Annotated in this window: 13 protein-coding genes; 11 read left to right on the top strand and 2 right to left on the bottom strand. The window is 28.5% G+C overall.

Annotation, left to right across the window (positions count from 1 at the left end):
- The 3 genes from rpe (at position 1) to HF520_RS09720 (ending at position 1616) form a co-directional block, all read left to right on the top strand.
- Complete coding sequence (gene rpe, locus HF520_RS09730; protein WP_168573841.1) at positions 1-657, top strand: ribulose-phosphate 3-epimerase; 657 nt, start codon at positions 1-3, stop codon at positions 655-657.
- Positions 658-665: 8 nt separating this feature from the next.
- A complete protein-coding gene (locus HF520_RS09725; RefSeq protein WP_168573840.1) occupies positions 666-1310 on the top strand; it encodes a thiamine diphosphokinase in 645 nt (214 codons plus the stop codon).
- A 156-nt stretch (positions 1311-1466) separates the two neighbouring features.
- Complete coding sequence (locus tag HF520_RS09720; protein WP_168573839.1) at positions 1467-1616, top strand: 2-oxoglutarate translocator; 150 nt, start codon at positions 1467-1469, stop codon at positions 1614-1616.
- A gap of 258 nt (positions 1617-1874) precedes the next feature.
- Here HF520_RS09720 and rpmB read toward each other — a convergent pair whose 3' ends face one another.
- A complete protein-coding gene (rpmB, locus tag HF520_RS09715) occupies positions 1875-2063 on the bottom strand; it encodes a 50S ribosomal protein L28 (RefSeq protein WP_073123407.1) in 189 nt (62 codons plus the stop codon).
- 360 nt (positions 2064-2423) lie between these two features.
- On the opposite strand from rpmB, the gene HF520_RS09710 reads away from it, so the two are divergent.
- The 6 genes from HF520_RS09710 to HF520_RS09685 all read left to right on the top strand — a co-directional run bounded on the left by HF520_RS09710 (position 2424) and on the right by HF520_RS09685 (position 8157).
- Positions 2424-2774 carry an Asp23/Gls24 family envelope stress response protein gene (locus HF520_RS09710; RefSeq protein WP_168573838.1) on the top strand — a complete coding sequence of 117 codons (351 nt, stop codon included), beginning with the start codon at positions 2424-2426 and terminating at the stop codon, positions 2772-2774.
- Between the two features lie 15 nt (positions 2775-2789).
- Positions 2790-4409 (top strand): DAK2 domain-containing protein, encoded by a 1620-nt coding sequence (locus HF520_RS09705; protein ID WP_168573837.1) that lies wholly within the window; start codon positions 2790-2792, stop codon positions 4407-4409.
- A 74-nt stretch (positions 4410-4483) separates the two neighbouring features.
- Positions 4484-6544, top strand: coding sequence for an ATP-dependent DNA helicase RecG (gene recG / locus HF520_RS09700; protein WP_168573836.1), 2061 nt, complete (start codon positions 4484-4486; stop codon positions 6542-6544).
- A 40-nt stretch (positions 6545-6584) separates the two neighbouring features.
- Positions 6585-7157: a 16S rRNA (guanine(966)-N(2))-methyltransferase RsmD gene (gene rsmD / locus HF520_RS09695; protein WP_168573835.1), complete on the top strand. Its 573-nt coding sequence runs from the start codon at positions 6585-6587 to the stop codon at positions 7155-7157.
- Complete coding sequence (gene coaD / locus HF520_RS09690) at positions 7141-7638, top strand: pantetheine-phosphate adenylyltransferase (RefSeq protein WP_168573834.1); 498 nt, start codon at positions 7141-7143, stop codon at positions 7636-7638. Before rsmD ends, coaD begins: the two co-directional genes overlap by 17 nt.
- Before the next feature lie 3 nt (positions 7639-7641).
- Positions 7642-8157, top strand: coding sequence for a hypothetical protein (locus HF520_RS09685; protein ID WP_168573833.1), 516 nt, complete (start codon positions 7642-7644; stop codon positions 8155-8157).
- 143 nt (positions 8158-8300) lie between these two features.
- On the opposite strand, the gene ylbJ is transcribed toward HF520_RS09685, so the two are convergent.
- Positions 8301-9500 carry a sporulation integral membrane protein YlbJ gene (gene ylbJ / locus HF520_RS09680; protein WP_168573832.1) on the bottom strand — a complete coding sequence of 400 codons (1200 nt, stop codon included), beginning with the start codon at positions 9498-9500 and terminating at the stop codon, positions 8301-8303.
- A 149-nt stretch (positions 9501-9649) separates the two neighbouring features.
- On the opposite strand from ylbJ, the gene HF520_RS09675 reads away from it, so the two are divergent.
- Complete coding sequence (locus tag HF520_RS09675; RefSeq protein WP_168573831.1) at positions 9650-10357, top strand: FadR/GntR family transcriptional regulator; 708 nt, start codon at positions 9650-9652, stop codon at positions 10355-10357.
- Positions 10358-10490: 133 nt separating this feature from the next.
- Entirely contained in the window at positions 10491-12059 is a 1569-nt protein-coding gene (locus tag HF520_RS09670) for an L-lactate permease (RefSeq protein WP_168573830.1), read from the top strand.
- Positions 12060-12077 lie beyond the last annotated feature (18 nt).

Below are 12077 nucleotides of genomic sequence, written 5' to 3'. Positions count from 1 at the left end.
ATGATCAAATTAGCACCATCAATATTATCAGCAGATTTTGCAAGGTTATTAGAGGATGTAAAAAAAGTAGAAAGTGCAGGGTGTGAGTATTTACATATAGATGTAATGGATGGACATTTTGTTCCAAACATAACACTAGGACCAGGGATTGTAAAATCCTTAAGAAAAGATGTAAATATGGTATTTGATGCTCATTTAATGATAGAAAATCCAGATAACTATATAAAAGAATTTGTAGAAGCAGGATGTGATATTATAGTTGTACATCAGGAAGCTTGTAAACATCTTCATAGAACTATACAAAATATCAAATCTTACAATATTAAAGCTGGTGTAGCATTAAATCCTGCAACACCAATAGAAACTATTAAGCATGTATTAGAAGATGTGGATATGGTTTTAATAATGACTGTTAATCCTGGATTTGGAGGTCAGTCATTTATAGAAAGTACCATTCCTAAAATAAAAGAATTAAAGTCAATTATAGACTCTAAAAACTTAAAGGTAGATATACAGGTTGATGGCGGTATAAAGCCAGAAAATGTGGACAAAGTAGTTGATGCTGGTGCCAATATAATAGTAGCTGGTTCTGCTATATTTAATAGTAATAATATACAAGAAACTGTAGATTTATTTAGGAAAAATGCTTCTAAATAGGTGATGTTATGAAGGTATGCATTATACTTAATGGAGAAGTTAAAGACTATAATATAATTAAAAAAATTATAAATAAGGAAAAATATGATTTTATTATTTGTGCAGATGGAGGAGCTAATCATGCATATAATATGGACATAATTCCTGATTATATAATAGGCGATTTGGATTCTGCAAGTGAAAGTGTAATAAATTATTATAAAGAAAAAAATGTTAGCTTTGAAAAATTTCCTTCTAAGAAAGATGAAACAGATATGGAAATTTGTATTTATTTAGCAGAGAAGTTAAATGCAAAAAGAATAGATTTAATAGCTGCTATGGGTGGAAGAATTGACCATACTATTGCAAATATAAACTTATTATATTACATAAGAGAAAAGAATATTTTTCCAAAAATTATTTCTGAAAAAGAAGAGATACAATTAGCTATAAATGAAAAGCTTGTACTTAAAGGAAATAAGGGTGATATAATATCTGTTATACCTACAAAAGGAGACGCTAATGGGGTTACATTAGAAAATTTAGAGTATCCACTAGAAGAATATAATATGAAATATTCAATGCCTTTAGGTATTTCAAATGTTATGCTAGGTAAACTTTGTTCTGTAAGTGTAAAAGAAGGTGCTTTACTAGTAATAAGAAATATAAATTAAAAATAGATATCCATATAGAAAATAAGTATGCTAATTTGGCATGCTTATTTTTATTTTAGTAAGAAATATTGAAGAAAAATGTAGGATAGGTCTAATTAGATTTTTATGTGCATAAATTAAAGTATAATAATAATGCGGTGAGTGAGGGGGTATTTTATGAGAAATCAATCGAAAGGGCTGTTAGGAATAATATGTATTGCTACGGGAGCAGCAGTGATTATGTCTATGATACTCCCAAGTTGGATTTTTTCTACACTCACAGCATTGGTTCTTATAGTGTGTGGAGTTATATTATTCTTATATTAGGAATTATTAAGTCATTTATATTATTTTAATTTGATAGAAGAAATATATTTAGGTACAAATGAATAAAGATAAATAGAGGTCTTATATATTAGTTTATTAAATGGGGGGATAAAACAATGAAAATGGTAACTATAAAATTACCAAAATGGTTATCTAATATAGTTTTAAAATTTATGAGAAATGGAAAGAAGTAAAGAAAAGACAAATATATAAAAAATAAAAGCCTACTTATATTAGTAGGCTTTTTTTAATAAGTAATTAAGCTCTTTCAACTTTACCAGAACGTAAACATCTAGTACAAACTTTAACTCTCTTAGGAGTTCCATCTATTATAGCTCTAACGCTTCTTAAGTTAGCAGACCAAGTTCTTCTGCTGTGTCTATTTGAGTGTGATACTTGGTTTCCTGAAACTTTCCCTTTACCACATACGCTACATACTTTAGCCATTATCGTACACCTCCTTAAAATGATAACTATTTAAAGACTAAAAACATATTTATATTAACACAAATATCAAATTTCTGCAATAGAAATATACATTTGTCTTATATATTATTATTGAACAATTTGCAACTATCATATAAAATTATATATATAATTAGCCATAAAGTAAATAACAAAAATAAAAAGTAAATTAGAATATATTGTTAGATACATATGGTTATAATTTAAAATGAAATTAAGTAGGTTTAAATTATAATACATTTATAGTATTATAGTAGTTAGAATTAATATTACATAAATAAGATATTTTTAAAAGTTTTTTGAGCAAAATAAAAATAAAAAATAATTTAAGGGGGTCAAACCATGAGTGCAAGATTAAATAATGAATTTGGATATGTAGAAATAGATAAACAAGTGATAGCTCAAATCGTGTATAGAGCAGCAATGGAAAGTTACGGACTAGTAGGTTTAGGATATAAATCTAAGGGTATAGTAGAACTATTAAAAGGTGAAAATGCTACTAAAGGTGTAAAAGTAGAAGAATTAGAAGACAATACCATAGCAATAGAACTTTATGTTATAATACAGTACGGAACAAATATATCTACAGTTGCAAACAATATAATAGATAGAGTAAAATATACAGTTGAGAAGATGACGGCTATAAAAGTAAGTAAAATAGACATTAATGTTCAAGGAATTAGAGTTAAGTAATTTAGGAGGAAGAATATGATTCAATATATAGACGGAAAAAAACTAAGAGATTTGTTTGTTTCAGGTGCAAACAATCTTCAAAATCACAAAGAGTTAGTTGATAAATTGAATGTATTCCCAGTGCCAGATGGAGATACAGGGACAAACATGTCATTAACTATTTCTTATGCGATTAAAGAATTGGCTAAAGTAGATAATAATGAAATAACTAATATAGGTAAGGCAATATCTAGAGGGTCTCTTATGGGAGCAAGAGGTAACTCAGGAGTTATCTTATCTCAAATTATAAGAGGTATAGCTAAGTCAGTAGAAGGCAAAGATCAACTAAGTACATTAGACTTTGCAGAAGCATTAAAAAATGGTTCTGATACTGCATATAAAGCAGTTATAAAACCAATAGAAGGAACTATACTAACTGTAATAAGAGAAAGTAGTGAAGCAGCTTTAAAAATAGCTAAAAAAGAAAATGATTTTATAGCATTTTTAGAGTTAGTTATAAAAGAAGCAAATGAATCATTAAATAGAACACCAGAATTATTAAAAGCTTTAAAAGAAGCAGGAGTTGTAGATTCAGGCGGTAAAGGATTACTTCTTGTATATGAAGGTATGTTAGAATGCTTAAAAGGAAATACAATAGGGACTAATAATTCAAGTTCAGCACCATTAAAAGAAGTTAAATTACAAAGTGGTGTATCTACAGAAGATATAAAATTCTTATACTGTACTGAATTTATATTAGAAAGTGATAAAGTAAGCGACACTCAAATAAGAGATATGATGCTTAAATATGGAGATAGCTTAGCTGTAGTTGGAGATGAAGGAATAATAAAAGTACACGTTCATACTAATGATCCAGGACTTGTATTACAAGATGCATTAGCTTGTGGTGAACTTTTAACTATAAAAATAGAAAATATGAAGCTTCAACATGAAAATACATTAGTAGAAGATGATGAGTCTGAATCTACTCAAGAAGAAAAGGAATATGGATTTATAGCAACTTCTATGGGTGATGGTTTAGCTAAAATATTTAAAGATTTTGGAGTTGATCACATAATAGAAGGTGGTCAAACTATGAACCCAAGTACAGAAGACTTTATGAAAGCTATTGAAGGTATAAATGCAAAAAATATATTTATATTCCCTAACAATAGCAATATAATAATGGCTGCTAATCAAGCTAAAGAGTTAAGTGAGAAGAATATAGTAGTTATACCTACTAAAAATACTCCTCAAGGATTTACAGCTTTAGTAAGTTTTAATGGTGATGCAACTGTTGAAGAAAATGAAGCAGCAATGATGGAGTCTTTAAGCTTAGTTAAGTCAGGTCAAGTAACATATGCTGTAAGAGATACAGTGATGAATGATGTTGAAGTTAAAGAAGGAAACATAATAGCTATAGCAGAAGGTAAATTACAAGCAGCTGGTGAAGGTGTTGATGAAATAACTACTAAACTTATAGATAATTTAGTAGATGAAGATAGTGCAATAATAACTTTATTCTATGGAGAAGATGTGAGTGAAGAACAAGCAAACAACCTTCGTGATGAATTAGAAGAAAAGTTTGAGGATATAGATGTAGAGTTATACTATGGAGGACAACCTCTTTATTATTACTTAATTTCAGTTGAATAATGATTTTAAAGTCCTGTATAATCTTACTACCGTTTAGTTGGTTATACAGGATTTTTGCGTAATAGGTGATAACTATGAGTGACTTAAAAATGGATATACAATACGTAAAAGGAATTGGTCCTAAAAGGGCATATAAATTAAATAAGCTAGGAATATTTACACTTAAGGATTTACTTTATTATTTTCCTAGACAATATGAAGATAGAAATAATTTAAAGAAGATAGCTCAGTTACAAAATGAAGATAAAGCAACGATAAAGGCAGTGATATTAGGTATTACTAATAGTAATCCAAAAAAAGGTATGACCTTAACTAAGGTAGATATAAAAGATGAAACGGGATATGCAAAGTTAGTTTTTTTTAATCAACCATATATAAGTAATGCATTTAAAAGTGGAGATACTATACTTGTATTTGGAAAAGTAAAAAAAGAATTTAAAAATATAGAGCTAAGTTCTTGTGAGATAGAGCATCTTAGCAACGCACCTAAAAATACTTGTAAAATAATGCCTATATATCCCCTTACATTTGGGGTGACTAATAAGGAAATTATGAGTATAATAAAGTCTGTATTATCTAATAAAGAATTAGTCATAAAAGAGTATTTACCAAAGACAATAATTGATAAGTACAAATTATGTAGTATAGATTATGCTATAAAAAATATTCATGCACCAAGTAGTAAAGAAAATTTTAAAATAGCTTTATATAGAATTATTTTTGAGGAATTTTTAATTCTTCAACTAGGTTTATTCATGTTTAAAAATGGAGTTACAGAAGTTGAAGGAATAAAATTTGAAGAAAATGATAAGTTAAAAGATATAATAGACTCTTTGCCATTTAAACTAACAAAAGCTCAAAATAGAGCTTTAAATGAAATTATAGAAGATATGCAGTCTTCTAAAGTTATGAATAGACTTGTTCAAGGTGATGTTGGTTCTGGTAAAACAGTAGTGGCATTACTTGCATTAGCAAATTGTGTTCTAAATGGCTATCAAGGCGCTTTAATGGCTCCTACAGAGATTTTAGCAGAGCAGCATTATATTTCATTAACTGAAACCTTAAAAGAGTTTGGGATGAATGTAGAGCTTCTTGTAGGAAGTCTTACTAAGAAACAAAAAGAAAAAGTTTTAGATAGAGTAAAAAATAAAGAAATTGATATATTAATTGGTACTCATGCCTTAATTGAAGATAAGGTTGAGTTTAATAATTTAGGTATAGTAATAACTGATGAACAACATCGATTTGGCGTTAGACAAAGAGGAAAACTTTCTGATAAGGGTAATAATCCTGATGTATTAGTTATGACAGCTACACCAATACCAAGAACTTTAGCTCTTATATTATATGGAGATTTAGATATATCTATTATAGATGAACTTCCTCCAGGAAGACAGCCTATTGATACTATAGCTGTAAGCAAGGATAAAAGAGATAGAGCTTATAATAACTTAGTTAGAGCTGAAGTTGAAAAAGGTAGACAAGTTTATATAGTATGTCCTTTGGTAGAAGAAAGTGAATCTATTGAAGCAAAAGCCGCAGTAGAATTAGTAGAAGAACTTAAACAAGAATACTTTTCAGATCTTAAGGTTGGGCTTTTACATGGAAAAATGAAGGCAACTGAAAAAGATAATATTATGAAAAGTTTTAAAAATAAAGAGTTAGATATACTCGTTTCAACTACTGTTATAGAGGTTGGAGTTAATGTACCAAATGCTACATTGATGATAATTGAAAATGCAGAACGGTTTGGTCTGGCCCAACTTCATCAGCTTAGAGGTCGTGTAGGTAGAGGAAAACACAAATCATACTGTATATTAATATATGCATCGAAATCAGAGGTTTGTAGACAAAGAATGTCTATTATGGAAGAGACTAATGATGGATTTAAAATATCAGAAAAGGACTTAGAAATAAGAGGTCCTGGAGAATTCTTTGGTACGAGACAACATGGACTTCCTGAGCTAAAAATAGCTAATATATTTAAACATATGAAAATATTAAAAATAGCTCAACAAGAAGCTCGTTACATTATAGGAGAAGACTCAAAATTACAAAATTCTAAAAATAAATTGTTGAAAAATGAGATAATTGATAAATTTGAGTATGCAGCAAGAGAAATTTCGCTAAACTAAATACAAATTATGTTAAAATATATTGAGAGGAGATATGACATTGAGAGTTATATCAGGAAAGGCAAGAGGACTAAAGTTAGATAGTCCTAAAAATCAAGATGTGAGACCTACAACAGATAGGGTTAAAGAATCGCTATTTAATATAATAAATCCTTATATAAGAGAAAGTAATATACTAGATTTATTTGCAGGAACGGGATCTCTAGGGATAGAGTGCTTATCTAGAGGAGCTAAAAATTGTGTTTTTGTAGATAAAAGTAAAGATAGCATAAATATAATAAAATCGAATGTTAAAAAAGCTAGAGTAGAGAATGAGAGTACTATTTTAAATGTTGATTTTAAAGATGCTGTTAAAAGATTATCAAGTCAAAATCAAAAATTTGATGTAATCTTTATGGATCCACCATATTATGAAAATATGTTTATAGAATGTTTAAAGATTATAGATGAGTTAAATTTATTATACGAAGATGGAATAATAGTTGTAGAGCATGATACAAAGGACTTATTTGACGAAAGTATAGGAAATCTAGTGAAATCTAGAGATAAGAAGTATGGAAATACGACACTGACATTTTATAAGTTGGAGGCACAAAATGAGCAAGAAGATTAGAAAAGCTATGTTTGCAGGTAGTTTTGATCCTATAACAAATGGACACTTAGATATAATTTGTAGAGCATCAAAATTATTTGATGAGTTACAAATTGGTGTACTATTTAATCCGAATAAAAAAGGTCTTTTTACATTTGAAGAAAGAGTTAATTTAATAAAATCATGTACAGGGCATTTAGATAATATTAAAATTGTAAGCTTTGATGGATTACTAGTTAATTATTGTGAAGATAATGGGATAGACACTTTAGTGAGAGGTGTAAGAAGTGGAGCTGATGTGGAATATGAATTACAGATGGCTCATATGAATAGAGAGCTAAATCCAAATATAGAGACAATTATATTACCTACAACTACTAAGTATTCTTTTATTAGTTCTTCGCTAATAAAAGAAGTTCTAATGTTTGATGCAGATGTAAAAAACTTAGTACCAAAAGTAGTACTAGATGAGCTAAAGAGAAAAAATAATGGGGGGAAATAAGCAATGAAGATAGACTTAGAAATGATAGAGCTGTTTGATGAATTAGAAGATAGAATAAGAAATGCACAAACTGCTCGTTTTTCGCAAAAATCTGTAATAGATAAAGAAGAACTTTTATCTATTATAAAAGATATAAGAGCTTTAATGCCAGATGAGGTTGTACAAGCAGTTTGGATAAATAAAGAAAGAAATAGAATTCTAAATGAAGCTAAAAGAGATGCACAAGAATTAGTAGCTCAAGCAGAAAGAGATGCTGAAAAAATAAAAGAAGAGTATACTAGAAGCTTAGAAGAGCTAAAACAAAATTCAGAAAATACTTTAAAAGACTATATAGAATCTAGTGATGTAGTTGGTCAAGCGGAGCAAAGAGCTAGAGAAATAACAGAAAAAGCAGAGATTGTAGCTAGAGAAATAAGACAAGGTTCTATTGAGTATGCTACAGATGTATTTTCAGCAGTTGAGCATAATCTTAAGTCATTATTAGAAGAAGTAATGAGAGATAAAGCGGATTTAAAATAGTATAGAGTATGTATAAAAATTTATATTAATGAATAATAACAAAAGCTATGGATATTATAGAGTTTATTTTATGATCCATAGCTTTTTATTTTATATGTATAAAATTTATTTTTAAATGTAATTTGCATAAACCTGGAGACTTTCTAAAAAGCATTTTTAGAAATCTTAGTGTTAGGTATTACAAATTTAAATATAAGATATACAAGGAATAATAACGGTATTATTAGGCTTGTATTATTTAAATAGAATTCTAAAAGTTTATTATTATATAAAGTATTATAAGTTGGACCGAAGCTAGAAACTAAGGCTGTAGTTTCGCATATAGGATAAAGTAAAAATGTGAAAATAGCTGCAAATAATCCGTGCAAAAGCTTGCTTAGTATGTATAAATTAGTTTTAATATCTGTTTTAGCTAAAAAATTACAACATTGTGCAAGAATAGATAGTCCACTAAAACCTATTAAAAAGCTAGATAAAGAAGCTTTTATAGATAAAGATGCAGAAGCTACTTGAGATATATTACTACATCCTATTGTAATTTCAAACAATCCACCGATAAAAGCATAACATAGTTCCTTTGTTACTCCAAATAATGAAAGTGGAATACTTAAAATAGTTGCTAGGAGTGATATTATATTAAATAATGAAAGGACTTTAAAAACTACAGAAAATACAATAACAAATCCACCTACAGCCAACAAAGTATTAACTCCATTAACAACAGCATTTCCAAACATGACGAAAAATCCTATATTACTAGAATATCTTGTACTAATAATATTTTTAAAATTTGTCCTAATATTAATATTAGATTTACTAAGCTTTTCTTTACCATAATTTCTAAATAAAATTCCAACACTTATTGAACCAAGATAGTGACAAAGTATCATTAAGTACCCTAAAGATGGATTGTTAAACATACCAACAGCAACTGCACCTATAATAAATAAGGGTCCAGATGTTGAACAGAAAGAAACTAACCTTTGAGCTTCAGAGGAAGATATTTGTCCTTTGTCTCTAAGATCATAAGCGAGCTTTGCACCTACAGGATATCCTGATACAGTAGATATAACAAAAACTAAAGCACTTTTTCCTGAAACATTAAATACGAATTTTGTTATAGGGTTTATTATCACGCCAATTAAATCTACTATTTTTAATTCCACTATTAAATTAGCACCAATTATAAATGGTAACAAAGATGGGATTAGAACATTTACCCAAATATTGAGACCTTCTTTTGCTGATTTTATAGATTCTTGAGGAAATATTATAATACCAACAACTAAGAATAGAACTATTACAATAGGAAAGAAAAATATAATTATTTGATTTTTTTTCATATACACCACCTTATTTAAGTAATATATTTAATTATATTAATTTCTTAGAATCTATATGAATGTTAAATTAATTGAGAATTTTAAAGAACAATAGATTATAATATAATTAATTTGTTAAAAGGTTTTTTATATATTTGGGTGGGGGGAATATGTTTAATAATATAACTAGTAAAAAGGTATATGAACAAGTAATAGAGCAAATACAAGAAAAAATATTTTATGGAGAATTTAAAAATGGAGATAAACTTCCATCAGAGAGAGAATTATCAGAGCAAATGGGAGTTAGCAGAACATCTATAAGAGAAGCTCTTAGAGTGTTAGAAACTATGGGAGTTGTAGAAAGTAGACAAGGTGAAGGAAATTTTATATGTTCTAATGTAAATAAATCATTAATAGAACCACTATCTTTAATATTTAAACTTAATAATGGAAGTTGGGAAGACGTTATAGAGCTAAGGCAAGCATTAGAACTTGAAACAGTAAAGTTTGCAAGTAAAAGAGTAACAAAAGAAGAAGCAGATGAAATGAAATTTATAATAAATAAAATGGAAGAAGAAATTAATAATCAAAATAGAAATGAAATTCTTGTAAATTTAGATCAAAAATTTCACAATAAAATAGCTTCAATAAGTAAAAATTATTTAATTGAATGTCTTTTTTTAACATCTTCAAATTTATTTGAAGAGTTTATTGATGATGCAAGGAGAAAAATAGTTAATAAATATTCAGACGAAAGAGTATTATTAAATCAGCATAAAGAGATATATAATGCTATAATAAGCAATGACTCTAATCTGGCATATAAAAAAATGGAAGAGCATATGAATTTAATAAAAGAAAACTATAAAGAAAAATAAGATTGTTAATATTAAGATAAGTGTTGATATTAACAATGAAACATAATACCATTTAAGGTATAAGGTGGTAATACCACTGACCATCATTCAAGTTATGACATATAAATAAGAAAAAATTTAAGGGGGATACTTGATGAACGAGTATGTTTTATTTATTTTAGCTATAATACCAATTATATGGCTTATAGTATCTTTAGGCATAATGAAGTTGCCAGCCCACAAAACATGTTTCTTCACAGTCATTCTTACAATAGTCATAGCACTTGGATTTTGGAAGATGCCAGTATCAAATGCAGCAACAGCAACAATTGAGGGAATGGCTGTAGCGTTATGGCCTATACTATTAGTTATTGTAGCAGCACTATTTACTTATAATTTAGCTGTTGAAACTAAAACAATGGACACTATGAAAAATATGTTATCTAGTATAACAACAGATCACAGAATTCAAGTACTTATATTAGCATGGGGATTTGGTGGTTTTTTAGAAGCTGTTGCTGGTTATGGAACAGCAGTTGCAATTCCTGCTAGTATATTAGCATCTCTAGGATTTAATCCAATATTTGCAGCAGTAATATGTCTTATCGCAAACACAGTACCTACAGCTTTTGGAGCTATAGGGATACCAGTATCAACATTAGCCTCAGTAACAGGGTTAGATGTACTTCAATTAAGTTATGTAACATCAGTTCAATTAGCAATATTCATTGTAATAATTCCTTTTGCATTAGTAATTTTAACAGAAAAAAGTTTTAAAGCCATAAAAGGTGTTTTTTGGATTACGTTAATATCTGGGACAACGTTTGCCATACCTCAAGTATTTATAGCAAAATATTTAGGGGCAGAGTTGCCAGCATTAATAGGAAGTTTATGTAGTATGTTATCTACAATACTTATGGCTAAATTTATGAATAAAAAATTAAATAAAAATGAAACTGCATCTTTTGATGACTCAAATGTCATTGTTGATTCAAAAGTAGAAGCTAAGATATCTACAAAAGAAGGGTTACTTGCATGGTTACCATATATACTTTTATGTATTTTAATATTACTTGCTAGTCCTTTATGCAAGTCAATAAATAGCTTCTTAGCTGGATTTAGTAGCAATATACAAATTTATAATGGAGAAGGAGCAGTTCCGACTTCATTTACATGGATAAATACACCAGGTATGATAATCATAATTTCTACTTTCATAGCAGGATTAATCCAAAAAGTAAAAGTAAGCAAAATGATAGATGTTTTTATAAAAACACTAAAACAACTTTCTAAATCTTTCGTAACTATTATGTCAATAGTTGCAATATCTAAAGTCATGTCTTATAGCGGAATGACAAGTTCTATATCTTTTGGATTATGTGCAATAACAGGTAAAATGTATCCTATAATAGCCCCACTATTAGGTGCAATAGGCACATTTGTAACAGGTAGCGATACATCAGCAAACATACTGTTTGGTGGATTGCAAGTAGAAGCTGCTAAGTCATTATCAATAGATCCATACTGGATAGCTGCAGCAAATACTGCAGGTGCTACTGCAGGGAAAATGATATCACCTCAAAGTATAGCTATTGCAACTTCAGCTACAGGACTAATAGGAAGTGAAGGAAAAATATTTGGATCAACACTTAAGTTTTGTTTAGGATATGTGGTGATACTAGGTGTTTTAGTTTATATAGGAAGTTTTATACCACTTATATAAAATAAATTTATAAAAGGG

Origin of the sequence: Romboutsia sp. CE17 (genome assembly GCF_012317385.1) — a bacterium.
Taxonomy (GTDB): domain Bacteria; phylum Bacillota; class Clostridia; order Peptostreptococcales; family Peptostreptococcaceae; genus Romboutsia_E.
Note: the sequence above shows the minus strand (reverse complement) of the source record. Positions and strands in the feature narration are given on the sequence as shown.